The sequence below is a fragment of the Streptomyces sp. NPDC008125 genome, assembly GCF_042957125.1.
GTDB lineage: Bacteria > Actinomycetota > Actinomycetes > Streptomycetales > Streptomycetaceae > Streptomyces.
In genome coordinates, this window is record NZ_JBIBHR010000012.1 from 149,787 (window position 1) to 173,565 (window position 23,779).

The following is a 23,779-nucleotide window of genomic DNA, read 5'->3' on the forward strand; positions in this document are numbered from 1 at the left end:
CCACATCTGCTGCCGCGTGGTGCTGACCGCGGCGCGGCTGAGGCGGGTTGTTACTGGTTCTGGGGCGGCAGCGCGGCCACGAAGGCGTGGTCGCGCTCGATGAGCCCCAGCTTGGAAGCGCCACCGGGCGAGCCGAGGTCGTCGAAGAACTCGACGTTCGCCTTGTAGTAGTCCTTCCACTCCTCGGGGGTGTCGTCCTCGTAGAAGATGGCCTCGACCGGACAGACCGGCTCACAGGCGCCGCAGTCGACACACTCGTCCGGGTGGATGTACAAGGACCGCTGACCCTCGTAGATGCAGTCGACGGGGCACTCTTCGATGCAGGCCTTGTCCTTTACGTCGACACAAGGCTGCGCGATGACGTAGGTCACGCTGTCGTTCCTCCTCGGTAGGGCGTTGGCTCTCGCGCGGGAGCGCGGCGTCGATAATGCCCTCACCTAGTATCTCCGTAGTTCAGCACGATCCGAACAGGAGGGGCGGTAGGAGCCGTGGAATTCACCGTCGGCGGACGCCTTGAGGTCCGTATTACCCAAGCTGATGTGGGAAAACGCGTGTCCGTCCGCCGCCGTTGCGAGGGTGGTGCCGAGGGCGCCGGGTTCACGGACACCGTCGGCGTTCTCACATCCTGGGACGCGGGCGTGCTACGGATCACACCCAGGAGCGGACAGGGCGTCCACATCGCGGAATCCACGCTCGTCGCCGGCAAGGTCGTTCCCCCCGCCCCGGCACGCCGTCCCGGCCCCGCGGCCACGTTCGCGGAACTCACCCGGGTGACGGCCCGCGCCTGGCAGCCGGTGGAGAGCGAGGCGCTGGGCGAGTGGCGGTTGCGCGCCGCGAGCGGTTTCACCCGCCGCGCCAACTCGGTCCTGCCGCTGGGCGATCCGGGGATGCCGGTCGCCGACGCGCTGGCACACGCGACGCGCTGGTACGCGGAGCGCGGCCTGCCCGCGTACGTCCAGGCCGGAACCGGGGCCGCCGACTCCCAGGAGGCGCTCTGCGCCGAGCTGGAGGACCGCGGCTGGCGGCGCGAGGTCTCCGCCGAGGTGCGGATCGCCGCGCTGGCGCCGGTCGGCGACCAGGACTCGGACATCTCCCGGGTGCTGCTCGACCGGACGGCCGACGCCCGGTGGCTGGAGCGCTACCACCGCGCCGGAGCGGACTCGGCCCCGATGCTCCGGGTGCTGGCCCAGGGTCCGTCGGTCTGGTTCGCGACCGTGCCGGGCGACGATCCGTCGGGGGCGCCCGCCGCGATCGGCCGGTGCGTGGTGGACGGCCGGTGGGCCGGTTTCGGGGCGATGGAAGTGAACCCGGACTACCGGCGCCGGGGTCTCGCCACCACGGTGATGACCGCGCTGGCCCGTACCGCGCTGGCGGAGGGCGCCTCGGCGGCCTGGCTCCAGGTGGAGGAGGACAACGCCGGGGCGATCGCCATGTACGACCGGACGGGCTTCGTGACCCACCACCGGTACCACCACTTCCGTTCCGCGTAACGGCACGGGCGTTCGGAGCGGCGGAACAGTGTCAGACGTGGACCCCGTGGACGACGGATCGGCTTCCGAGGACTTCTCCAGGGCCGGGCGGCGGGCGCGGTTCGCCGAGGAGGCCCGCTCGCAGCGGCCCGATCTCGCGCTGCTCTGCCTGCTGGTGGGCGCGGAGGCGATGCCCGAGCCGCCGCCCGGCGACCCCGATCCGTACGGCATCGACGCGGCGCAGATCGAGCTGGACCGGCTGGCCGGTCTCCTCCCGCACGGCCTGGCCACCCCGCTGGACTGGGCGACGGCGCTGGGCGAACTGCTCGGCGGCCACTACGGCTTCTGCGGCGCCTCCCCCGACTACCAGCGGCTGGAGTCGTCCTTCCTCCAGCGGGTGCTGCGCCGCCGCCGGGGGCTGCCGATCCTGCTCTCCGTGGTGTGGATGGAGGTGGCGCGGCGGGCGGGAGCCCCGGTCCACGGGGTCGCGCTGCCGGGCCACTTCGTGGTCGGCTTCGGCGATCCGGCCGAGCACGTGCTGGCCGATCCGTTCGCCGGGGGCGTCGTACTGACCGGCGAGGACGCCGAGTTGATGGTGGCGGGCTCGACCGGGGTGCCGCTGCGCGAGTCGCTGCCGACGCCCGCCCGGCCGCAGGCGATCGTGCTGCGCATCCTCAACAACATCCGCGCCTGGGCCTCGGCCCGCCCCGAGCGCAGCGACGTGGCACTGTGGGCGGTCGAGCTCTCGCTCCTGCTGCCCTCCCATCCGGCGCGCCTGCGGTACGAACGCGCGCAACTCCTGGTCCAGCGCGGGGACTTCCTGCACGGGGCATCGGAGATGGAGGAGTACGCGGACGTCATCGGCGGCATCGAGCCGACGGCGGCGGAGTCGATACGGCGTGCGGCCCGCGCGGCCAGGGCCCGGCTGAACTGATCCGCCCGGCGGCCCGCCACACGTCGGCGGCCGTCCGAACCGGTCCGCCCGACGCGGCCCGCCGCGTGTCGCTGCCCGGCTGAACCGGCTGAACCGATCCGCCCGGCCGCCCTCTGCGCGCCGGCGCCTCGCCCCGGTCCTGGACGCCGCCCGGGCCTGGCTGTCGCGCTTCCTGCTGACGCCGGCCCACGGGATGTTCAACGCCTCGGCGGTCCGCCCCTGCGGCGCGCCGGCGCTCCTGCCGGTACGCACGGTGCGCCGACCACCGCTTCCCCGCACGCGAACAGGGGCGGGACGGCTCACGCGCCGTCCCGCCCCTGTTCGCAGTAGAGGTCGCGGAAGGCGGCGGTGAGGGAGGCGACCGTACGCCAGTACGCGTACGCGGCGAGGTCCGGGGTGCTCGGGTCGGGCCGCACCGCGAGGGAGAGATGGCGGTAGGCGGCACGGAACAGCAGCCGGACGGCGCCCCGGTCCGGCTCGTCGTGTCCGTACTCGTCCGCGCTCATCAGCTTCCGCAAGTGGGCGACGAGTTCGTCGGTGCCGGCGTTGACGACGGACCGCGGCGGCACGCCCGCCCGGTCCGCCCTCGCGTGCTCGATGGCGTCGGTGATCGCGTCCACGTCGATGCCCGGATCCCATGGCCGTACGTCCTGTGCGGTGCTGGTGTTCATCGGTCCTCCTGGCGGCCCGCGCGGGATGGCCCGGTACGCGTCCGCCGCCGATGGGCCGGGGCGAGCGGGGACCCGCTCCGGGGGTGAGCTGCGGTACGAGAAGCGAACCGCATCCCGGGCCCGCGCGGGCGGCCGACACCCCGCCCGGCTGATCAAAGTGGTCAAAGATCGACAGGGACGGCCGCACCCGGACGCGGACCGGTACCGGACCGGACGCGGATCGACTCCGTGTACACCGGCCCGGGTGACGTGCGGGTATTCGCCGCACGGGCTCCCGGCCACCGTGGTTCCTTGAGCCCCGTCGGCGTGCGGCCGGGGAGAGCTCTCCGTCTCCGGGCACACGCGGGGTGCGGTGGGGTCGGGCACGGGCATCGGGGGTCGCGGGATGACACGGACACGGAACGAGCAACTGGCGTCTCTCCTGGGCGAGGCCGGCTGGTCGCGCGCCCAGTCGGCGAGCGCCTTCAACCGGGCGGCGGCGGAGGGCCGGAGCCCGGACGATCCGGGCAGTCCGCTGATCGGGCGTTCGCACGTGTCCATGTGGGTCGGCGGCACCCGGCCGTCCGGTTCGGCCCCCGCCGTCCTGGCGCTCGCCCTGTCCCGGCGGCTGAAACGCGTGGTCACCGTCGCCGAGCTGGGGTTCGGCGCCCCGGGCCCGGCGCCGCTCGGCCCGCCCGCCGACGCCCTGACCGTACTGGCGGACCTCGGCCGGGCCGACCTCCACCCGGACCGCCGGAACCTGCTGGCCGGGATCGTGTACTCCACGGCGGTCCTCGCGGCCCCTTCCGGCGACCGCCAGCCGTCGTCCGCCGGACCCGCGCCGCAACCGGCCGAGCGGGTCTCCAACCACCTGCGCGTGGCCCAGGGCGACGTGGCGACCGTCCGCGAACTGACCCTCGCCTTCTCGGCGGTGGACCAGCGGCGTGGCGGCGGGCACGGCCGCACCGCTCTGGTGCAGTACCTGCACACCGACGTCCGCGATCTGCTGCACGGCCGGTACGCGCACGAGCGGGTACGCCGGGAGATGGAGTCGGCGGCGGCCGAACTCGCTTACCTCTCAGGGTGGATGGCCTTCGACAGCGGTGAGAACCCGCTCGCCCAGCGCTACTTCGTCCTCGCACTCCAACTCGCCGGACAGGCCCAGGACCATCCGCTGGGCGGCCACATCCTGCGCGCGATGGCCCACCAGGCCCTGGACCTGGGCCACTTCGCCAACGCGCTCACCCTCGCCGAGGCGTCCGTGCAGGACCGCCGTTACACCGGAGCGACCCCGCGCGAACGCGCGCTGCTCGGCGTGGTGCACGCCCGGGCGCTCGCGGCGGCGGGCCGCACCCGCAGCGCCGTGAAGGCGCTGCTGCGCGCGGAGAACGATCTGGCCGATGCCGACGCGGGGGTGCCCGAGCCGCACCGGACCTTCTTCTTCGGCGAGGCGTCGCTCGCCCACGAGACCGCCCGCACGCTGGAGGTGCTCGGCGACCGCAAGGGCGCGATCCGCGAGTTCGGCCGTTCGGTACGCACCCGGGGCGCGGCCTTCCGCCGCACCCACGCGGTGACCCTGGGGCACCTGGGGGCGGCCCAGATGGCGGACGGGCGGGTCGAGGAGTCCTGCGTCACGTGGGGCGGGCTGCTGGACTCGATGGAGGAGGGCATCCAGTCGGGCCGGGCGGAAGCGGCGGTCGTCCAGGTCCGGCGCCTCCTGTCGCCGCTGCGCCACCGCGGCATCCCGTCGGTGACCGCGGTGGCCGAACGCGCCAACAAGCATCTGTCGAAGCTACATTGACGGCTGGGGTCCTTCGTCGGGATCGGGCTGGGGGGACGGGCATGGCGGACGCACTGGGCATCGAGCCGATCGGGACCGTGGTCGGGGGGCGCCGCGAGGTGGCCGACGACCACTGGGGCGGCGTCGAGGCGGTGATCCGGCTGCGGCCGGACTTCCCGCCGGAGGTCGTGCGCGGGCTGGAGGAGTTCTCGCACCTCGTGGTCGTCTGGCACTTCGACCGGGCCGACCCGGGCGACGTGGCCCTGCACGCGAGGAGCCCCCGGAACAACCCGGCCTGGCCACCCACCGGCACCTTCGCCCACCGCAACCACCGCCGCCCCAACCAACTCGCCACCAGCTTCCCCCGGTTGCTCGGGGTGGACGGTCTCGATCTGCGGGTGGCCGATCTCGACGCGGTGGACGGGACGCCGGTCTACGACCTCGCCCCCTGGTTCACCGCGATGGGTCCCCGGGGCCCGGTCCGCGAACCGGCCTGGCCGGGCGAGATGCTCGCGGAGTACTGGGCCGGGGACGGGGCCTGAGCGTCGTGTCGGACCGGGCGAGCACCGCCGCGACGGTCAGGGCGACGAAAGGCACGGCGAAGCCGGCTCCCGCCCCGCCCGGACCGTCGACGAGCCGGCCGACCGCCGCCGCGGAGAGCGCGATGCCCGCAGCGCTCGCGGAGTTGGCCCAGGTGAAGGCCTGCGTCAGGGCGGCCCGGGACACGACCGACTCGACGAGCGACGACGAGACGATGACGCACGGCGCGACCCCCGCACCGGGGAGCAGCAGGGCCAGGCCGAGCTGCCAGGGAGTACGGGCGAGCAGGGGCAGCAGTGACGCGCAGGCCAGAAAGGCCAGGATGTACGGGAGTTGGGACGCGGGCGGGACGTCCCGCCCGTACCTCCCGCAGGCCGGCCCGTACCTCCCGTAGGCCAGCCCCGCCAACAGGCCGGCCACGCCCGTCACCCCGTACAGCAGCCCGGCCGCCGGGGCGGCACGGTGGTCTCCGGCGAAGGCGCTCACGGAGACCTGCGTCGAGCCGAAGAACACCCCGAGGGCCAGGTTGGCGACCAGCAGGGTGGCGAAACTCCGGGAGAGCAGGGCCCGGGTTCCGGAGCGGGGTACGGCCGTACGGTCCGGAGCGGGCCCGGAGGTGGTCTTCGGGGCGGGCCTCGCGTTGGGCTTCGGGGCCGGGGCGAGCCCGTTGGGCTTCGGGGCCGTACGCCGCTGCGCCGCGAGGGCCAGCCCGCCTGCGGGCCCACCAGCGCCTCCGCCACGGCGAACGCACCGGTGACCAGACCGGCCGCCCCGAAGGACCCGGTCTCCGTATGGACCAGCCGGACCAGGCCGAGACCCGTCATGGCCACCCCGACGCGGGCGGGCGCGGCGGCGAGGAAGAAAGCCGCCGCACCGGGGGTGCGCAGAACGGAACGGTAGGAGGCGGACGGTGCCGCCGGGGGTGGCGCGGTGGGGGCGGGGGCGGGTCGCCCCGCGCGCGTGGGAGAAGTGGGTGCGGGACGACGGAACCAGTGACGCGAGGTCACGGTGAACCTTCCGCTGCACGGTGGGACGGCTCGGAGGGGGGCGCCGCATGCGCGGGCGCCCTCCCCCGCCGCCAGGAGTCGTCCGAGGTGACGCCGGGGAAGCGGAGTTCGGGTCCGCTCCGGCGTCGGCTCCAGCGCCGGCAGAAGTGTTGGGGGAAACGGGATCAACGGTGAACCGGGGCCGTCGGAACCTGAGGAGCCGTCGGCCGGGAAGCAACTCCAAGGGTAGTCCGGCAATGCGTGGTGGATCAGTGTGCGGCGTCGGATGCGGTGCATCGCACGGCGGAGGGGCGTCCGCCTCCTGGATGTATGCGGACGTTCCGACAACGCGGCGAGGTGCCGTAGCCGTCGTCGCGCACCCGCCAGGACGTGCGGGACAACCCTTGGACCCTGACACGACGGTCGTGGAGCCGTAGGACGGTGAGGCGGGCGGGACGAGCGCCGGGGAACCGAGGGCCAGAGGCCCGCCTCGGCATGCCCTGCGGGGGAAGCGTCGACGCCCCGGCGGTCCCGGTGCCCGGTGCGGGCGGGCACGACGGTCGGGGCGGCGGCACGGACAACCATCGACGAAGCTCTCGTAACGCCAGGTCAGGGCTCCGGCCAGGTCAGGGCCCCGGACGGGTCTCACCTGGCGCCGCGCCGAACCATCGCCGCCGGGTCCGGACCTCCCCCGCCACGGGGGACGGGCGGCACGGGCACCATGCCCGTGGCCCGCGTCCTCGACGGCCTTCTAGCGGATCTCGGCCCGGAGCTGCTCCTCCGCGGCCTGCGCCATCCAGTGGCCCCGCACGTCGCTGGGTGGTGCGAACTTGCGCCAGGCCGCGACCCAGTACGTCAGGTCCCTCACTCCACACACTTCGAGGAAACGGGCGTACCGGTCGAAGCGCGGCAGCACCTTGCGGTCGGCACGCAGCAAGTCCCCGATCGTGGAGCGCTTCAGGAGATCTCCTGACCGCTCCTGGAGCTCGCGGTACGAGGGGCGCAAGGCCCACTCGTAGACGTCGCGCAACTTCGCCATGACCTCTTCGGCCGACTCGGCCACCAGCGGGTCGGGGACCCCGGTGAGGGGGACGTGCCGGCTCTGGATGCTGCTCGTACGCCGGCGCGCCTTCTTCTGCGCGCGTGCCAGAAGCTGAACGTAGAAAGAGTCGAGCCCGCGGGGGTCGCGCCCCGGCACGCCGAGCAGGCTGCGCAGGCGGAGGAAGGTCTGCGGGTCGGGCACGATCTCCGCGGTGAGATAGCTGGTCACCATGCCGGGCGAGACGCCCAGGCGCTCGGCCAGCATGTCCTCTGTGCCCCCGTTCTCGCGGAGGTACCTCGCGACGGTGCTGCGGTACCTGATCTCCGGAGCGAGAGTGACGGCCATGGCTCAGCGCTTCTTGCCGGCGCGCAGCAGCGCGGCGGTCGCGTCGACGAGAATGGCCGCGATCACGGCGGCGACGCACTCGACGGCGTGGCCGTAGACGACCCCCCACGCCAGGACCAGGACCGAGACCAGCGCCAGCAGCACCCGAACGAGGCGGAAGCCGCGATGGGTGGCGGGCTGCGCCGTGTCAGCGCGGCCGGAGAAGCCGAAGCCGGAGCGGGGGGAGGGGCACAGGACGCAGCCGGGGCCGGCGAATGCGGGCCCGGAGCCCAGAGTGATGGAGATGTGCAGCGTTTTCATGAGCGCGCTCACCAGAGTTTCAGTTGTCGGTCTGTGGTTGGAGGCGTGGTGCTACGGAGAGGCGCGACCCCCTCCGGCGCTTGCGCGCAAAGCGAGCATGCACGTACTCCAACGGCAGAGCAAATCCTCCTGTGGGGGCTGGAATTGGCCAACCAGAGCATTTTCAGCCGCTCACTGGCGGCAGACCTTCGAAGCCTCTGCCGACACCGTCCGGGACTGTCCGGGGATGCTGACCAAGGGGGCACGCCGACCCGCACTCCTTTCCGGAAATCGTCCGGGACCGTCCGGAAATTTGGACCTACGGCAAACCTGCGCAATTCTTCTGGCCATGAGTTGCTCTGTGGTTGGAGGACTCGATCGGGCCGCGAACCCGGTCACGCGTGACGCTCGTCACGCGACCTGTCGGGCCCGTGCTTCGGTACGGGCCCGACGTGCGTAGGCGCCCCCGGCCCGACGGGCCCGGCCCGTTCGACGTATCGCCAGGAGGCCGGACGCGGTTCACCTGGTGCTGCCGACTGCGCTGACTGGCGGTGGCCGCCGCCGCACGGGACGCCCGCCGATTGTCCTGCCGCTCCGTGACAGATCGGTTCAGCCAGTGCTGACGAATCGATCGTGGGAAGGCCTGAAGGAGCTGTTGCACAGGGGCGCAGCCACGTGAGTGACGTTGCGGGCCGGAACGGCTGAGGGTTGTCCGGCAACTCCTGGCGGGACGACCCTCAGGACCCGTACACCGCCTTTTGATAGTCGCGGATCTTGAGCGCCTCTGCCACCCTCTTCGTAGGGTCGATCGAGCTCATGTGCGCCACCTTGCCCTCCGTGTCCTGCACCTTGAGAAGAAGCTCGGCCATCTCCTCCTTCTTGACCACTTCGCGGAACTCCCCCTCGGTCAGTGGAGCCAGCTCCTCCACCCCCTGGTCCTTCCGCTCGATCCCGACGATGTCGTAGGGCGCTCCCTGTCGCGCGATCCAGCCGCTCTCGCTACCGGTCGCGCCCTTCGCCAGGTACTTCCTCTTGATCTTGATGGTGAGCACGATGCCGAAGGAGGCTTCCGCGGCGAACCCGGTGGCGATACTGGACTTCGTCGAGAACTCGATGAGCTTGGCGACGTCGTCGTTGCGCGCCTGGTTCACGTATCCCTGGACATGCTCGGGATCGGGCTTCGTGGCATCTTCGTCCGGTTTCGCCGTCATCTTCGAGAGGCTGATGAAGGAGCCGCGGATGACCTCCTTCACCATGGCCTTCCGCTGCGTCGGCGTGATGCCGCGCTGGAGAATCACTTCCTGTTCGCTGTCCTCGGGCAACGACGCGATGTGGTCCTCGACGCTGAGTTCCTGCGGACCGTCCTGGAGGGCGATCCGACGCCCCTCCTCCTCGGGCATCCGCTGCACGGGACCGGCGGCGGCGTGCGCCCCCGTCTGCGACGCGACGAGGGACGGGGCGGTCCGCTGTCCGGCGGCGTAGGCGCTGCCGTCCCGTTCGGCGGCCCGTTCGGAGTCCTGGCGCGGGCTGGTCACGGTGACCCCGGCACCGTTGGTGTGGCCCGTCTCGGTCACGCCCTTGAGGTTCTTGTCGACGTGGCTGAGTTCGTGGCCGATCAGCTCCTCGCTGGCGGCGGCCCCGGCGGAGAGAAAGATGTGGTTGCCGACGGTCATGGCCGCGGCCCCCATGGCCTCCGTGGCACGCTGGGCCACCATGCCGTGGTGGACGCGGGTGGAGGCGAGGGCGTCGTTCTGGTAGAACGCCCCGGCCTTCGCCACGATCGACGAGGACAGCGCCTCGCTCGGCGACCTCATGGCGGCGGCCAACAGCGCGCTCTGCCCCTCCGGCCCGGTGTCGTGCGCGTGCTCGTCCTCGGCCCGCGCCACGGTGGTATCGGTCGCGGACCGCTGCACCGAGGGCCGCTCGGTCTGCCGGTGCCCGCAGTCGGCCGAGTGCTGGTGCTGCTCCTGGGCCCAGGAGTGGCCGGCCTCACGGAGCATCTGCACCACCGCCGCGTTGCCCGCGCTGGCCTGCAATGCCGCAAAGCCCGTGGCAGGCCCAGATGCCTTCCCCGGAGCGGCGGTCCGGCGGGACGACGGGCGCGACCGCTGGTCGGTCTTCTGTGCCGGGTCTTCGTGGGATTGCCTGGAAGTCACACGCTCACCTTTCGAGAGCCGGTTCAACTACCGCACTTCGCAGCCTGGTTGCGGCTACGGCAGAAAACCCGGCAGGGGCAGATCAAGGTTGTGATCACCAGGGTACGAGGCGGAGGATCGCACCTCTCATCCTGGCCGGGTCGCGCTCGGGCGGGCGGCGAACCCCGGTACGTGCGCGTGACGTTCACCTACGTGGAGTCGGCACGGGCCACCCGCCACGGGTGCGGCAGAGCCCTGCGGCACGTGTGAGGGAGGCCTGAGACCGGGCCAGTCGCAACCCCGGAGTCACGGAACGGGTGCGATGTCGTGCGCGGCCACGAGGTCGGCTGCGACCTCGACGCACTGGCCCGCCGTTCTCGCTGTGCGAGGAGAACGCGGGGAGCAGGTCAAAGTCTGTGGAAGGAGTGGGTTGGCTGTCGGCGTAGCCCGGCCGGCTACCGCCTCTGCACCATGGATGCCGCTGCACGCCTGGACCTCGTGCGAACGCCGCGCGAACGGGCGCTGGACCTTCCCACGATCCGGACGGTCATGGACCGGCGAACCTCGTCATGCGGTGGGCAACCGTCTCACGACCAGACGAGTCGGCCTCCGGCGACCCGACAGACCGGATAGCTTCCATCGGCGATGCTCGTCAGCTTCTCCGCCACGGAGTCGAAATACTGTGCCAGCGACTCGTATTCGCCCGTGACCGTGATGTCACCCACGAACCACCGGCCGACACGCCCGTCCCTCACATCGATGAACTTTCCCATCCAGCCGTCCTGGTCCGACAGGAACGGGATCCACTCGTTACGCCAGAACGGATTGTCCGGCTGGTCCGGAGGGTCGAATCCACCAGGCCTGGAGCGGTTGGCGTAGAGCCTCTCCATCGCCCGGATGCCCAGATAGAAACTCCCCTCGTCCGGGAACCCGTCGAAGCCGCAACATGCCACTTCGTCGTCGACGTCTTCCTCAGGCAGATCCAGATTGTTCTGCAACAGCCAGGTCCGTAGATCCCCGTGGAGGGAGATCCCCATCCGTTCCTCGGCGGCCACGAGCATCTGCTCCGTAGCGGGTCCTGGCAGATCCGCGTGATCGACCGGGGCGTGCTGTCGAAGAAGAGTCATCACCCGGGACCAACTCTCAGCCACACTCATCGTTTTCCGCCCTCCCAGCACACATGTCTCCGTCCGACCGCGCCACGGCGGAGGCTACGGGATGCCGGCCGGAGAACCTTGCAGGGATGGTACGTCGAGCAGTGCTTCCCACCCCTCCCGGCTTCGTCCTGGGGCTCGCCGACGTACTCCTCCGTCACGAGGCTGGGGAGATGACATCCGACGCTCTCGAGTGAGCATCGCTGGGCCACAACAAGTCACGAAGCCGCGCATCGGCCGCGAGAAGGTGGAGGAGAAGAAGATGAGCAATGATCCGGCTGGTGGCCGCCGTGGCTGGGCTCCATGGGATCCCGTAAGAGCATGACCGTCATGGCAGTTGCCGGTCCCCTCTTGGGCCTCCTCCTCCTCCTTGCCTACGGCATCTACCTCCTGTCTGCCTCAGGTAAGGGAGGAACCGTCGTGGCGGGTCTCGGTGGGCTACTTCTCCTCTTGTGGGCCATCATGATTCCTGTAGCGCGACGCAAGAACAAGATCTGAGGATTCCAGGGCGAACGAAGCCGTTGGCAATCAAGCGCGCTCGTGGCGCCCGACTGCCAACGGCTGTCACACATGGGGCAGGTGCCCGACTACTGTCGGAGGGACAAGTCACCTGCCCGGGCTCGCACTTGCCGACATCTGCTGGGCTCTTCTCGCAGGTCTGGCCCTGCGGGTGCAGGGTTGATATGCGCTACGGGAACTCAGTCGCCACGGGATGCCCCGCCGCAGCTGCTCAATCAGGCGACGCCGAACCCGCCGGCCTTCACACCCGCCACGAACGAGGTGAACGAGTCGGCGGTGAAGCCCAGGACCGGGCCACCGGGGATCTTGGAGTCACGGACGGGTACGAGGTTGCGCGCCGTAGCGAGGTTGACGGCGACCTCGACACACTGGCCACCGTTCTCGCTGTAGGAGGACTTGAACCAACGGGGGGACTCGGTTGCCACGGGGTGCCCTCTCTCCAGTGCTTGATCAGACCGCGTCGAACTCGCCGGCCTTGACGCCCGCGACGAACGACGTGAAGGAGCCGGCGGTGAAGCCCAGGACCGGGCCACGCACGTCCTTGGAATCACGGACGGGTATGAGGTCGTGGGCCACGGCGAGGTTGGCTGCGACCTCGACACACTGGCCGCCGTTGTCGCTGTAGGAGGACTTGAACCAACGGGGGGACTCGGTTGCCACGGGGTGCCCTTTCGCCGGCGCTCGATCACGATCACGCGTGCCACGCGGGGCGAAGCTCGCCTCGCGTGGTGATCGTAGGCCGACGACACCGGCGCTACCGAGGCGAAAACACGCCTACCTGATCTCCGGACACGAGGAAGTCCCACCGTGCGGCGCACGGGGGGACTTCCTTCTGCCTGGTGAGGTTGGCCCGGCACCGAGGGTCAGACGGCGCCGAACTCTCCGGCCTTCACGCCCGTCACGAACGAAGTGAAGGAGTCGGTGGTGAAGCCCAGGACCGGGCCACCAGGGATCTTGGAGTCACGGACAGGTACGACGTTGTGCGCCACGGCCAGGTTGGCAGCGACCTCGACACAGTTGCCACCGTTGTCGCTGTACGACGACTTGAACCAACGGGGGGACTCGGACGTCATGGGGTGCCCTTTCGTGCCTTTTCAATCATGGCCACCGAGGCCGCCTGAGACAGCGCTTCGGCCTGTAGCTGATGGTAGGCCACCAACTGAGGGAGCACGGAAGTCGTTTCGCGCTCCAGGTGACCACGCATCTGGGACTCCGCGTAGGCCATCACGGACAGGTCCGCCAGCGTGAGCAGGTTCATCGGGAGGTTGAACGGACGGCGCTCGCCCATGTCGTAGGGGGCGATGTGGAGCACGGTGTTCGGCAGCTCGGCGAACTCGACGAGGCGCGCCAGCTGCACGTCCATCACCTTGGCCCCTCCGACCTGCCTGCGGATGCAGCTCTCGTCCATCACCACCATGGTCATGGGCGGGCGGGGCCGCGCCAGCACCGCTTGCCTCTCCGCCAAGAAGGCCACCCGTTCGTCCGCCTGCTCGGGGGTGATGACGCCCCTGCGCACCGCGCTGTACGCCAGCACCTGTGCGTACTCCGGCGTCTGCAACAGGCCAGGGATGATCCCCACCTCGAAGAGCCGGATCTCCACCGCCCGCCCCTCGTACGCGACGTACTCGGGGAACCCCTCCAGCAGCACGCCGTGCCGGATCTCGCGCCACTCGCTCTCGAACGATTCGGCCGAGCCTGTGATGCCGAATACAGCGTCGAGCTCCCGTGAAAAGCGGAGAGTTGGCGGTTTCCGAGCAGTTTCAACCGCTGAAATATGCTGGCTGGAATATGTCAGATGGGACGCCAGTTCCTCCTGACTCCACCCGCGCCTCTCCCGCATTCGTCTGATGCGCGCACCGTATGCCGCGCGCGGGCTGGCTTCCGGGTTCAACTCCAGGCGGTTGACCATGCCGTGGGCCTCCTCTTCCTTCCATTTTCGCTAGTTGAAGGGAAGTTGACTCTAGGACACCCTGAGGACCCCCCGTAGTGAATTCGCTACAGAGAGGAGCGAAAGGTGTCCGGTGAGAACGCGCGTCCGAATGCCATGGGTCCCCCGCCTCCGACCCTCGGCGCACTCATGGTCGACACGAGCCGTCAGGACCGTGTCGGGGAGTTCCGAGGACGCTCAGGCCCCTACTGGGCCATACGCCCTCTCGCCGGCGGGCTCGAATGGGAGGCCGCGCCCGAGCACGTACGTCCGGCGACTCCCATGGAGCGGCTGCGGGCCGAGAACGCCCGGTGCAACGCGCGGAGTCGGGGCGCATCGCTCTGACGTGGCCCGGAACACGTAGCCCGGAACGCGGCTCCCGGAACACGTGGCCCGGACCACGGCTCCCGGCGTCCGCGACGCACGGCACGTGGCGCGGACGCCGGAGTACCGGACGAAATCCACCCGAAGGCGGGGCGCGTGGCGCGACTCGGAGGCGTACGCGCCCCGCCGGCACCCACACTCTCGACGTCCATCACGGATGCACCAGACCCATCAGACCCACCCGACCCATCAGACCCACCCGACCCATCACCCCTCTCTGAAAGGCCGCCCCATGGACTGGCAGACCAAAGCGGAGCGACTCGCCTCCGACATCGTGGACCCGGTGTCCCGCTGGCTCCCGCCGGTGGCGCGCGTACCGCGCCATCAGCTGGTGCCCCGCTGGTGGGAGCCCGACGGGACGGGGGCGTGGGCCCTGCGCGACGGGGCGGGCGACCCGTCCGCCTGGGCCGAAGCGGCGTACGGTGACCGGTCGTTGGTGACCAGGGTGGGCGGCTTACACGCGGACCACGCCACACCCGAGGACCGGCCCGAAGGTCTGCCCACGTCGTCGGCGACGCTGCCGAGCCTCACGGTCCGGATGCTCCGGCACGCGCGGCTCGGGGACGGGCTTCCGCTGCTGGACCTGGGTACGGGGGCGGGCGGGCTCACCGCGTACGCGTCCTTCCGTATCGGGGACAAACACGTGACGAGCCTGGACGTGGACCCGTACCTCTCCTCCGCAGCGGGCGAACGGCTCGCGGAGCTCGGGTATCACCCGACGATGCTCACGGCCGACGCGACCGAGCACGTGCCGGGGACGTACGAGCGCATCGTGTCCACGGTCGGACTGCCGCCGGGGCCCGGCCTCCGCGCGGTGCTCGCCTCGCTCGTGCCCGGCGGGCGGCTCGCCATGACGCTGGCGCGTACGACCCTGATCGTCACCGGCTGGAAGCGCGCCAACGGGGACGTGGTGGGGCAGGTCGAGCGGGACATGGCCGGGTTCATGCCGGCCCGGTCAGGCGACGACTACCCGGACTCCTGCACCGAGCTGTTCGCCTACGCGCACGAGGCGGAGGGCGACGACATCGGCACGGGCCGCTACCCGGTGGTGGACCTGGAGAACGCGTGGGAGCTGCGGTCCATGCTGGAGGTCACCGCGCCCGGGGTGGAGCTCGGTTTCGGCATCCGAGGGAAGACGCGTACCGCCTACCTGGTGCATCCGGACGGCTCGTGGGCCCGCGCGTCCGCCGACTGGACCGACCCTCCCGCCGTGCACCAGAGCGGCCCGCGTCGCCTCTGGGACGTACTGGAACGCCTCCGGAACCGGCTCAACACGGATGGCTCCCTCCCCTTGCTCGGGGCGCGGGTCCGCATCACCCCGGACGGGGTCGTCCACCTGTCCCGGGGCGAGTGGCACACCTCGGTCGGCGACCGGTGAGTGCGGGACGGCAAGGGCCCGAGAAGTCCGCCCTCCCCCTGAGCCGCTGCCCCTCCACCGCCCTGATGCCGCCTCCGGCGCAGGTCGTGGGGACGGCCACCACCCCGGGAGGAACCGGAGGGCCATCCCGGCGGCTGCGCTGCGAGCTGGCGGAGCACCACCGCGCCGAGCACGCCGAGTTGCTGTGGGAGGACGATCGGCTCGGCGGAGCGCTCTGGGTGCGGTGGACCGACACCAGGATGTACCGGGTGGTGCTGTTCTGGTGCACCGCGACGGACGAACTCGGCGACGCCTGCGGGCTCTTCGACGACCACCCGGCGGCCCACTCGTGGCGGATCGTCGAGTCCGGCGAGGACGGTCCTCCCGAACTGCCGCTCCAGCGCGGGGAGCCGGACGACGGTGGCTCTCCCCCGACCCCCGCGGGGTAGTCCGGGTGGCGCGACCGGTCACGCTGTAGCGGCCGGGAAGAGGCGTTGCACGGCCGCCACGACGGCCGCCCGGCGCGCGGCCGGGAAGTCCGCGCGCTGCGCCGAGTCTGCGGGGTTCAGGGGGTCCGCATCAGGTTGCGGAGACCGGCGACGAGGGCCGGGACATCGCGTTCGACCTGTGCCGGGACCGCAGCCGGTTCGGCGGGCTGCGGGGCTTGGTGGGCTTTGCGGCAGGGGGCGCAGAGGCCGTCCGGGAGTGCTTCGGCGCGGGCGGGGCGTCCGCAGTCGGTGCACTCCACCAGGAGGCGGCGTGCGGGGGCGTCGGGGGTGCCCGGTGCCGGGACCGGCGGCGGGGTGGGGGTCGCGGGCAGGTGGGGCGGCATCTTGTCGGTGAGGCGGCGGCGCACCAGCCCGACGGGTGATCCGACCTGCTCGGGAAGTCCGGCGATGATCGCCGACGTCAGGTACCCGGCACTGACACCCCGCGTGAACCAGGCGGCGGCGAGCGGCTCCAGGGCCGCGCAGTCCGCTGCGGAGAGCGCCAGGCGAGGCTCGCGGCGCCCGAGTTCGGCCAGGGCGACATAGGCGGGCGAGGGCCCCGCGGCAACCGGAGGAACACCAGCGGCAGGTGGGGCGGCAACCGGCACACCCTGCGGCGCAGAGGACACCGGCGCAGAGGACAGCGACGCCGAGGACACCGGCAGGTCCGGGCCGGGGTCGGCCGGGGTGACCGCCTCCGATGTCCGGGCCGGGACCTGAACCCGGTCCGGGAGCGCCTCCCCACTGCGCTGCCGGGGAACCACTGGCTCGGGGCGCGGCTCAGTACACGGCTCGGGGCGCGGCTCGTCACGGCGCGCGGGAGGCTGCTCCGTCGCGGCGTTGTCCGCGTCGAGCCTGGCGGTCCACCACTCGTTGTCGTGGGCGGTGCGCGACCAGAAGGTGAGCGTCACCCACCGGCACGCGCCGTCCCCCTCCATCCGCCTGCGTACGCGACGCAGGTGCCCGGCCACGCCGAGAGCGCGCAGAGCGGTACCGATGGCCATCTGCCCGTACAGGGGCAGGTCCTTGGCCAGCGACTTGATGTCCATCGCAGCGCCGTCGGGCAGGTGGTCGACATAGGCGGCGACATACCGCTCACGCTCCGGCAGGAACGCGAAGTCACGCGGTCCGACAGCGACTTGGCCGGACATGGACTGCTTGCCGTAGCCGGTGTTGGCCCTGCGGTACGGGCGCGAGACTGCGGGCGCGGGCAGGGCGGAGCTAAAGTGCTGGGTAGCCACGAGATCGTCTTTCTTTGGGTGCGATCTTTGGTGAGACCCCGGCCTGGTGCTTGAGACACCGCGTCGGGGTCGATTCATTGAGGGCACCGTAAGCGCGCGTGACTCTCTGCCGCAACTTGCTCACCATTAGTCATACTTGCTGGCCGTGACGGGGTGGCAGGTGGGGGAGGTTTCCTCAAACCCCCCTACCTACCTCCCGGATGAACAACACCGCTCGAAGCCCGGACCTCGCATCCCGACACCCGATTCCCGAAGCTCAAGCGTCGGCCCGCGCACCTCTTCATTTCCCTCGAACGAGTGATGGCCCGACAGCGAAGCTCGAATCCCGAGTCCCGAGTCCCGAACCCCCCGTCTCAAGGCCCGAGGCCCGAGATCCGAGCGCCGGGAACCGGGGCGGCCTACAGCCAGCCCTTGTCCGCCGCGATCCGTACCGCGTCGGCCCGGTTGCGGGCGGCCGTCTTCTGGATGGCCGTCGAGAGGTAGTTGCGGACCGTGCCGTGCGAGAGGTGGAGGACCGCGGCGATCTCGGCGTTGGTGGAGCCGTCCGCCGCGGCGCTCAGCACGTCCCGTTCGCGTTCGGTCAGCGGGTTGGCGCCCTCGGCGAGCGCGGCGGCGGCGAGCGCGGGGTCGATGACACGCTCTCCGGCGATCACCTTCCGCACCGCCTCGGCGAGTTGGGCGGCGGGCGCGTCCTTCACCAGGAAGGCGTCGGCGCCCGCCTCCATCGCTCGGCGCAGATAGCCGGGGCGGCCGAAGGTGGTGACGACGACGATCTTCACGGCCGGGAGTGCGCGGCGCAGCGCTCCGGCGGCCTCGATGCCGGTCATGCCCGGCATCTCGATGTCCAGGAGGGCCACGTCGACCGCGTGGGTACGGGCGGCGTCGAGGACCTCGTCGCCGCGCGCCACCTGGGCCACCACCTCGATGTCGGGTTCCAGGCCGAGCAGCGCGGCGAGGGCCTCGCGCACCATGGACTGGTCCTCGGCGAGGAGGAGTCTGATCACGCTCTCGCTCATTCCGGCGATCCTAGACCGTGTCCGCCGTGACGACTCCCGGCGGGCGGGGGAAGCCCAGCACGGCATGGCACGGCACCCGGGTGGTGCCGTGCCATGCCGTGCTGGGCGGGGTGGTCGTACGCGCTCCGGGCGCGTTCCGGCTCCGGATCGCCGGAGCCGGGAGCCGGATCACGCGACCGGCTGCGGCCTGCGCAGTTCGACCTGACCGAAGAGGAGGGCGTAGCCGTCCGGGAGTTGGCGCAGGACGCGGGCGAGAAGATCGGGGCCGGCGAGTTCGGCGACGATCTTGAGCACGGCACCGGCGTCCCAGCGCGCGGTGGCCGCGGCGCCCCCCGTACGGGAGGCCAGGTCCTTCACGAAGCCCCAGCCGGAGAGCTGTTCCGCGCTGGGGACCTGGGCGGTCAGCGGAAGGGCCGCCTCGACGGGAAGTGACTGTGCGAGGTCGACGCGTTCGTCTCCGGTGAGCCGGCGCCCGAGGGCGGCGAGGACGGCGTGGACGGATTCCTCGGCGCGGGCGCGCGTGGGGTAGGCGCCTTCGTAGCGCACCCGCTCCAGCATCTGCTCGTACGTCATGGCCGCGAGGGACGTGTTCGCGCGAAGCTGGTCGTGCATGGGAGTTCGGTTGCCTTTCTCTTCGAGGGTGAGCAGCCGGGCGCAGGACGGGGACCCGGCATGCGGCGGGACGCGGAGGACGGGATGCCGGAGGTGGCCGGCGCCCGTCCTTTGCTGCTGGAGCGAGTTCCGGAGGTGGCGTCGTCCGCCCGGAGAGCGGGTCCGGCGGCGTCCGGTGCGTGCGATCACGGCAACGCGGCGAGCGTGCGTGCCGGATACCGCCGAACCCCGCCGGACCCCGCCGGACACGGGGACTTCCGAACCGGGCTCCGCGCCGGGAGGACGGTCAGCCGGAGATCTGCCGGCGTCCGGGCCGGTCGCCGACGGCGATCTTCCGCGGCTTGGCGCGTTCGGCGATCGGGATGCGCAGGGTCAGGACACCCGCGTCATAGTCCGCCTCGATGTGCTCCGTGTCGAGGGTGTCGGCCAGCATGATCTGCCGCGAGAACACGCCGAGGGGCCGCTCGGAGAGTTCCATCTGCACGCCGTCGGAGTGCTCGGTGGGCCGACGCTCGGCCTTCACCGTCAGCATGTTCCGCTCGACGTCGACGTCGATCGCCTCGGGGCTCACGCCGGGGAGGTCCAGGGCGATCACGTACTCGTCACCCTGCCGGTAGGCGTCCATCGGCATCACGGACGGCTTCGACCAGGTGCCCGAGGCGCCGGACAGCTGCTGGACGATGCGGTCCATCTCGCGGAAGGGGTCAGTGCGCATCAACATTGCGAAACACCTCCAGTTGGCTCAGGCAGGGAATGCCCATGCGCTTCCTCGTGCATCCGTTGTAGCATGTCATCAAAACGATGACAAGCACGATGTCATCCATAGGACGACACTCCGAGCGGACGGGTGACCCCGGCACCCGGCACCCGACCTCTGTGCCGCCCGGGCCGCACTGCCGTCCCGCCCCGGCGCGGAGCCGGGTGCACCACCACCACCGCCCGCCCCGCCCCGAACACCGCCAGGGAGAACGCCATGAACGAGACCTCCGAACCCGCCCCGCACCCCTCTCCCGAGCAACCCGTCACCTTCCTGGCCGCCGCCACGGCGCTGCACGCCATCGACCAGGTGGTCAGGGACGCGCGGCGCCCCTCCACCGCCCCGTCCTCCCCCGGCGCCCCGCCGTCCGCCCTTGGCCACGCGCCGGGGGCGGGCCCGGAAGCGGAACCGGCGGCGGACATCGGATCAGGCCCGCACCCCGCGCTCGCGGCGCTGCTGATGCTGCGCGAGATCCGGGAGCAACTCGCGGGCTGGGAGGCCGGGTTGATCGAGACCGCACGCGACCGGGGGGCGAGCTGGGCCGACCTCGCGGGACCGCTCGGCGTCGCGAGCCGGCAGGCCGCCGAACGCCGCTACCTGCGCAACCGCCCCGGCACGGCGGGAAGTACCGGCGAACAGCGCGTACAGGCCACCCGCGACGACCGCGCCGCAGATCGCTCGGTCACCAGCTGGGCCCGCGACAACGCGGCCGACCTGCGCCGGCTCGCGGGCCGGGTCACCGCGCTCACCGGCCTGCCCGAAGGGGCCACGGCCGCCGTCGGCGACCTGAACCTCGCCCTCGCCGAGAACGACGCCGCCCGACTCGTCCGCCCGCTCACCGATACGGGCCCTCACCTGCGGGAGCGCGACGCGGACCTGGCGGACAGCGTCGATGCCATGACCCGGCACGCCGACCAGCTCCGCCGGAACAGCCGCGAGGACCGAGCGACCTGACCCGCACCCCCATTCCCGGCCGGTTCGCTGCCGGAACGCTGCCGGTTCATGGTCGGGGCGCTGCCGGTTCGCCGCCGGAGCGCTGTCGGTTCGCGGCAGGAGCGCTGCCGGTTCGCCGCCGGAGCGCTGTCGGTTCGCCACCGGAGCGCTGCCGGTTCGCCACCGGAGCGCTGCCGGTCCATGGTCGGAGCGCTGCCGGTTCATGGTCGGGGCGCGGTCGGATCGGACGCATCCAGCGGGACGCTGAGGGTGAGCCGGAAGCCCCGGCCGGCGTCGGCGGGGCCGGTGCTCAGGGTGCCGTCCACGGCGGCCAGGCGTTCACGGAGACCGGTGAGGCCGTTGCCGGGCTCGGCGCCGGTCTCGGCGCCGGACGCGATACCGGACGTGAGGCCCGCCCCGCCCCGGCCGTCGTCCACGACGGTCAGTTCGAGGAACCGGCCGGCCAGGGTCTGCCGGGGAGCGAGGGTGACCGTGCAGGTCCTGGCCCCGCTGTGGCGCACGACGTTGGTGACGGCTTCCCGCAGCCCCCAGGCGAGGGCCTCCTCGGAGCCCGCGGGCAGCGCGTCCGTGGCCGGTACGCCGGCGGTGAGGCCGTCCGGGTCCGGCACGTCGGTGGGGACGGCGGCGGTGATGCCCGCCGCGGCCAACGCCGTACGGGCTCCGGCCAGTTCGCCGGGGAGGGTGGGGCGGCGGTAGCCGGTGACGGCGTCGCGTACGTCCGCCAGGGCCTGGCGGCTGACCTGTTCGATGTCGGCGACCTGGAGGGCGGCCTGTTCGGGGTGGCCGGGGAGCATCCGCCCGGCCAGCTCGCTCTTCAGGGTGATCAGCGAGAGCGAGTGGCCGAGCAGGTCGTGCAGATCGCGGGCGAGCCGCAACCGCTCTTCGTTGGCGGCGAGCTGGGCCACGGTGGCCCGTGCCTCGCGCAGTTCGACCGTCGTACGGACCAGTTGCCGTACCCCGGTCATCGCGAAGGCGGCGAGCAGCGCGGGAAGGAGCAGTTCGACGGCCAGGTCCCGCGCTCCCTCCCCGCCGGCACCGAGACCGAGTCCGGCCATCAGCGCGCACACCGCGGGGACCAGCCAGCCGGCGATACGCAGCGGCAGGGTCGCGGCGACCGAGACGCTGACGTAGACGAAGAGCACCAGCCACGGAGGCCCGAGCGTCAGGGCGAGGACGACGGCCAGCCCGGTCAGCAGGGCGAGGGCCCGCCCGGCCTGCGAGATCGACGGGGACCGAGAAGTGTGGCGGAAGACCAACCGGAGGTAGACACCGACGAAAGCGGCCAGGCCGAGGCCACCGGACACCGTGGCCCACGGGCTGTGGTCCCCGTCGACGAGGTCCTTCACCGGTGCGCTCATGAACGCCAGCCAGACACAGATCCAGAGGAGCTTCATCCCCACCTGGCGACGGGTCGCGGGTGGGCGGCCGATCCCCACCCAGGTCTGGTCGTCGCTCACGCCTTCAGGGTGTCCTTCCGGTACAGCCAGGCCGCGCTGCCCGCGAAGATCACGAAATACGCGAGGAGCAGCATGACGTCCTTGGCGTGCGGTGCGCCACCGGTCTCGATGGCCTGGCCGAGAGCAGCGTACGCGTGGGTGGGCAGCCACTGGGCGATGTTCTGGAGCCACTGCGGGAAGGTGGAGGCGGGCATCCACAGGCCGCCGAGGATCGACAGCCCGAAGTAGATGATCATCGTGATCGGGCGGACCGCGTCACCGCTGGCCACGTAGCCGATGGCCACGCCGAGGGCGGCGAAGACGAGCGATCCGGCCCAGATGACCCCGGTCAGCGCGAACCACTGCCAGGCGTCGAGGCGTACGCCCTTGACCGCGGCGGCGACCACGAACACGACCACAATGCAGGGCAGGGTGACGATCGCGGCACTGGCGATCTTCCCGAGGACGTAGGCGTGACCGGGCAGCGCGGTCAGACGGAGCTGGCGCACCCAGCCCTTCTCGCGTTCCTTGGCGATGCGTTCGCTGTTGCCCATGAGGACGGCGGTCAGCGCCCCGAAGGAGCCCATGGCGACCATGAAGAAGGCCTGCAGGGTCAGGTGGGTGCCGGGGACCGTGTCGGTGGTGTTCTGGGTGCTGGAGACCGCCAGGTAGATCACCGACGGATAGAGGACCGAGAAGAACATGAACTTCTTGTTCCGCAGGGTGCGGGTCACTTCGAGCCGGATCAGCACCCCGGAGAAGAGGTTCGCCCGGCTCGTCGCGCGCGCGGCGGTCTTCCCGCCCACGACAGTCGTCGCGCTGGTGGTGTTCGTCATGCGGTTCGGGCCTCCTCGGCCTCGGTGATGGCGACGAAGGCCTGTTCCAGGCCGAGTCCGGCTACTTCGAGTGCGCGCGGGTAGAGGCCGAGGCCGTAGATCGCGTGGACGGTCGCGTCGGCGTTCTGCGACTGGATGCGGACCCGGTCGCCGCTGATGTCGAGCGCGGAGAGGAACGGCAGGGCCCGCAGGGCCGTCTCGTCGATCGGCCCCTCCAGCTCGAACGAGATCCGGCGGACACCCGCCATGGCCTTGATCTCGGCGGCGGTTCCGTCGGCGAGCAGCCGGCCCTTGTGGAGGACGAGGACGCGGTCGGCGATGGCGTCGGCCTCTTCGAGGTAGTGGGTGGCGAACAGGACGGTACGGCCCTGGTCCGCCTGCTCCCGCATGGTCGCCCAGAACGCCTGGCGGGCGGTGACGTCCATGCCGGTGGTCGGCTCGTCGAGCACGATCAGGTCGTTGGCCCCGGCGGTGGCCAGCGCGAACCGCACCCGCTGCTCCTGGCCGCCGGAGAGCTTGTTGACCATGCGGCCGGCGATCGGGGCGATCCCCGCGCGGGCCAGCACCTCGGCGACCGGGTAGGCACGCGGGTGGAGGCTGCACGCGAGCCGGACGAGCTCCTCGACGGTGACGTCCTCCATCAGCCCGCCGCTCTGCAGCATCGCGCCGACCCGCCCGGCGGCGATGGCCTCCTGCGGGGTGGTGCCGAAGATCCGGACCGTGCCGCTGTCCGCGTTGCGCAGACCGAGCAGCAGGTCGAGCGTGGAGGACTTCCCGGCACCGTTGGGGCCGAGCAGCGCCACCGTCTCGCCGGGATGCAGGTCGAGGTGGAGCCCGTCGACCGCGCGCACGTCGCCGTACGCCTTGCTGACCTGGTCGAAGCTGACCACGGCCGTGGCTGCGGCGGTCGCTCCGGGGGCTGTCGTTGTCATGCGTAC

Annotated in this window: 27 protein-coding genes; 10 read left to right on the forward strand and 17 right to left on the reverse strand. The window is 71.6% G+C overall.

Translation table 11 applies throughout. From position 1 onward, the window contains the following. Positions 1 to 50: 50 nt before the first annotated feature. The gene (gene fdxA, locus ACFZAX_RS21565) at positions 51 to 371 is read right to left on the reverse strand and encodes a ferredoxin (RefSeq protein WP_065490770.1); all 321 of its coding nucleotides are present in this window, start codon (positions 369 to 371) and stop codon (positions 51 to 53) included. A gap of 117 nt (positions 372 to 488) precedes the next feature. Here fdxA and ACFZAX_RS21570 point away from each other — a divergent pair, with 117 nt between their 5' ends. Both ACFZAX_RS21570 and ACFZAX_RS21575 read left to right on the forward strand, forming a co-directional pair. Beyond that, positions 489 to 1,490: a GNAT family N-acetyltransferase gene (locus tag ACFZAX_RS21570; RefSeq protein ID WP_390963462.1), complete on the forward strand. Its 1,002-nt coding sequence runs from the start codon at positions 489 to 491 to the stop codon at positions 1,488 to 1,490. A 46-nt stretch (positions 1,491 to 1,536) separates the two neighbouring features. Then, complete coding sequence (locus ACFZAX_RS21575; protein ID WP_390963631.1) at positions 1,537 to 2,403, forward strand: tetratricopeptide repeat protein; 867 nt, start codon at positions 1,537 to 1,539, stop codon at positions 2,401 to 2,403. Between the two features lie 299 nt (positions 2,404 to 2,702). Here the strand turns inward: ACFZAX_RS21575 and ACFZAX_RS21580 are convergent, their stop codons facing one another. Beyond that, complete coding sequence (locus ACFZAX_RS21580) at positions 2,703 to 3,074, reverse strand: hypothetical protein (RefSeq protein WP_390963464.1); 372 nt, start codon at positions 3,072 to 3,074, stop codon at positions 2,703 to 2,705. A 385-nt stretch (positions 3,075 to 3,459) separates the two neighbouring features. On the opposite strand from ACFZAX_RS21580, the gene ACFZAX_RS21585 reads away from it, so the two are divergent. From ACFZAX_RS21585 to ACFZAX_RS21595, 3 genes are all read left to right on the forward strand, one after another. Next, a complete protein-coding gene (locus tag ACFZAX_RS21585; protein WP_390963466.1) occupies positions 3,460 to 4,854 on the forward strand; it encodes a Tat pathway signal protein in 1,395 nt (464 codons plus the stop codon). Between the two features lie 41 nt (positions 4,855 to 4,895). Further along, positions 4,896 to 5,375 (forward strand): TrmO family methyltransferase, encoded by a 480-nt coding sequence (locus ACFZAX_RS21590; protein ID WP_390963468.1) that lies wholly within the window; start codon positions 4,896 to 4,898, stop codon positions 5,373 to 5,375. 122 nt (positions 5,376 to 5,497) lie between these two features. After that, positions 5,498 to 5,767, forward strand: coding sequence for a hypothetical protein (locus tag ACFZAX_RS21595; protein ID WP_390963469.1), 270 nt, complete (start codon positions 5,498 to 5,500; stop codon positions 5,765 to 5,767). Positions 5,768 to 7,110: 1,343 nt separating this feature from the next. Here ACFZAX_RS21595 and ACFZAX_RS21600 read toward each other — a convergent pair. The 4 genes from ACFZAX_RS21600 to ACFZAX_RS21615 form a co-directional block, all read right to left on the reverse strand. Beyond that, on the reverse strand, positions 7,111 to 7,746 hold the full coding sequence (locus ACFZAX_RS21600; RefSeq protein ID WP_390963470.1) for a helix-turn-helix domain-containing protein: 636 nt from the start codon (positions 7,744 to 7,746) through the stop codon (positions 7,111 to 7,113). Positions 7,747 to 7,749: 3 nt separating this feature from the next. Beyond that, positions 7,750 to 8,046 carry a hypothetical protein gene (locus ACFZAX_RS21605; RefSeq protein WP_390963471.1) on the reverse strand — a complete coding sequence of 99 codons (297 nt, stop codon included), beginning with the start codon at positions 8,044 to 8,046 and terminating at the stop codon, positions 7,750 to 7,752. Between the two features lie 716 nt (positions 8,047 to 8,762). After that, positions 8,763 to 10,061 carry a DUF4157 domain-containing protein gene (locus ACFZAX_RS21610; protein ID WP_390963473.1) on the reverse strand — a complete coding sequence of 433 codons (1,299 nt, stop codon included), beginning with the start codon at positions 10,059 to 10,061 and terminating at the stop codon, positions 8,763 to 8,765. 686 nt (positions 10,062 to 10,747) lie between these two features. Further along, positions 10,748 to 11,317 carry an SMI1/KNR4 family protein gene (locus tag ACFZAX_RS21615; protein ID WP_390963474.1) on the reverse strand — a complete coding sequence of 190 codons (570 nt, stop codon included), beginning with the start codon at positions 11,315 to 11,317 and terminating at the stop codon, positions 10,748 to 10,750. A gap of 318 nt (positions 11,318 to 11,635) precedes the next feature. Between ACFZAX_RS21615 and ACFZAX_RS21620 the strand changes: the two genes are divergently transcribed. Beyond that, positions 11,636 to 11,812 carry a hypothetical protein gene (locus tag ACFZAX_RS21620; RefSeq protein WP_390963475.1) on the forward strand — a complete coding sequence of 59 codons (177 nt, stop codon included), beginning with the start codon at positions 11,636 to 11,638 and terminating at the stop codon, positions 11,810 to 11,812. A gap of 236 nt (positions 11,813 to 12,048) precedes the next feature. Here ACFZAX_RS21620 and ACFZAX_RS21625 read toward each other — a convergent pair whose 3' ends face one another. The 4 genes from ACFZAX_RS21625 to ACFZAX_RS21640 all read right to left on the reverse strand — a co-directional run bounded on the left by ACFZAX_RS21625 (position 12,049) and on the right by ACFZAX_RS21640 (position 13,742). Continuing rightward, a complete protein-coding gene (locus ACFZAX_RS21625) occupies positions 12,049 to 12,258 on the reverse strand; it encodes a DUF397 domain-containing protein (RefSeq protein WP_390963476.1) in 210 nt (69 codons plus the stop codon). A 25-nt stretch (positions 12,259 to 12,283) separates the two neighbouring features. Next, a complete protein-coding gene (locus tag ACFZAX_RS21630) occupies positions 12,284 to 12,493 on the reverse strand; it encodes a DUF397 domain-containing protein (RefSeq protein WP_390963478.1) in 210 nt (69 codons plus the stop codon). Between the two features lie 203 nt (positions 12,494 to 12,696). Beyond that, a complete protein-coding gene (locus ACFZAX_RS21635) occupies positions 12,697 to 12,906 on the reverse strand; it encodes a DUF397 domain-containing protein (RefSeq protein ID WP_390963479.1) in 210 nt (69 codons plus the stop codon). After that, positions 12,903 to 13,742 carry a Scr1 family TA system antitoxin-like transcriptional regulator gene (locus ACFZAX_RS21640; RefSeq protein ID WP_390963481.1) on the reverse strand — a complete coding sequence of 280 codons (840 nt, stop codon included), beginning with the start codon at positions 13,740 to 13,742 and terminating at the stop codon, positions 12,903 to 12,905. Before ACFZAX_RS21640 ends, ACFZAX_RS21635 begins: the two co-directional genes overlap by 4 nt. A gap of 135 nt (positions 13,743 to 13,877) precedes the next feature. On the opposite strand from ACFZAX_RS21640, the gene ACFZAX_RS21645 reads away from it, so the two are divergent. From ACFZAX_RS21645 to ACFZAX_RS21655, 3 genes are all read left to right on the forward strand, one after another. After that, positions 13,878 to 14,105, forward strand: coding sequence for a hypothetical protein (locus ACFZAX_RS21645; protein ID WP_390963632.1), 228 nt, complete (start codon positions 13,878 to 13,880; stop codon positions 14,103 to 14,105). A gap of 271 nt (positions 14,106 to 14,376) precedes the next feature. After that, positions 14,377 to 15,522, forward strand: coding sequence for a methyltransferase type 11 (locus ACFZAX_RS21650; RefSeq protein WP_390963482.1), 1,146 nt, complete (start codon positions 14,377 to 14,379; stop codon positions 15,520 to 15,522). 65 nt (positions 15,523 to 15,587) lie between these two features. Continuing rightward, positions 15,588 to 15,950, forward strand: a complete 363-nt coding sequence (locus tag ACFZAX_RS21655; RefSeq protein WP_390963483.1) for a hypothetical protein — start codon at positions 15,588 to 15,590, stop codon at positions 15,948 to 15,950. A gap of 116 nt (positions 15,951 to 16,066) precedes the next feature. Here the strand turns inward: ACFZAX_RS21655 and ACFZAX_RS21660 are convergent, their stop codons facing one another. From ACFZAX_RS21660 to ACFZAX_RS21675, 4 genes are all read right to left on the reverse strand, one after another. Further along, the gene (locus ACFZAX_RS21660; RefSeq protein WP_390963484.1) at positions 16,067 to 17,230 is read right to left on the reverse strand and encodes a MarR family transcriptional regulator; all 1,164 of its coding nucleotides are present in this window, start codon (positions 17,228 to 17,230) and stop codon (positions 16,067 to 16,069) included. 398 nt (positions 17,231 to 17,628) lie between these two features. Beyond that, on the reverse strand, positions 17,629 to 18,246 hold the full coding sequence (locus tag ACFZAX_RS21665; RefSeq protein WP_390963485.1) for a response regulator: 618 nt from the start codon (positions 18,244 to 18,246) through the stop codon (positions 17,629 to 17,631). Between the two features lie 168 nt (positions 18,247 to 18,414). Next, positions 18,415 to 18,858, reverse strand: coding sequence for a DUF2267 domain-containing protein (locus ACFZAX_RS21670; RefSeq protein WP_390963486.1), 444 nt, complete (start codon positions 18,856 to 18,858; stop codon positions 18,415 to 18,417). Between the two features lie 286 nt (positions 18,859 to 19,144). Further along, a complete protein-coding gene (locus tag ACFZAX_RS21675) occupies positions 19,145 to 19,579 on the reverse strand; it encodes an Hsp20 family protein (protein WP_390963487.1) in 435 nt (144 codons plus the stop codon). Positions 19,580 to 19,831: 252 nt separating this feature from the next. On the opposite strand from ACFZAX_RS21675, the gene ACFZAX_RS21680 reads away from it, so the two are divergent. Continuing rightward, complete coding sequence (locus ACFZAX_RS21680) at positions 19,832 to 20,569, forward strand: HSP18 transcriptional regulator (RefSeq protein WP_390963488.1); 738 nt, start codon at positions 19,832 to 19,834, stop codon at positions 20,567 to 20,569. A gap of 200 nt (positions 20,570 to 20,769) precedes the next feature. On the opposite strand, the gene ACFZAX_RS21685 is transcribed toward ACFZAX_RS21680, so the two are convergent. The 3 genes from ACFZAX_RS21685 to ACFZAX_RS21695 form a co-directional block, all read right to left on the reverse strand. Continuing rightward, entirely contained in the window at positions 20,770 to 22,026 is a 1,257-nt protein-coding gene (locus tag ACFZAX_RS21685) for a histidine kinase (RefSeq protein WP_390963489.1), read from the reverse strand. Continuing rightward, positions 22,023 to 22,709, reverse strand: coding sequence for an ABC transporter permease (locus tag ACFZAX_RS21690; protein ID WP_390963634.1), 687 nt, complete (start codon positions 22,707 to 22,709; stop codon positions 22,023 to 22,025). Before ACFZAX_RS21690 ends, ACFZAX_RS21685 begins: the two co-directional genes overlap by 4 nt. Positions 22,710 to 22,837: 128 nt before the next feature. Further along, on the reverse strand, positions 22,838 to 23,773 hold the full coding sequence (locus tag ACFZAX_RS21695) for an ATP-binding cassette domain-containing protein (protein ID WP_390963490.1): 936 nt from the start codon (positions 23,771 to 23,773) through the stop codon (positions 22,838 to 22,840). Positions 23,774 to 23,779 lie beyond the last annotated feature (6 nt).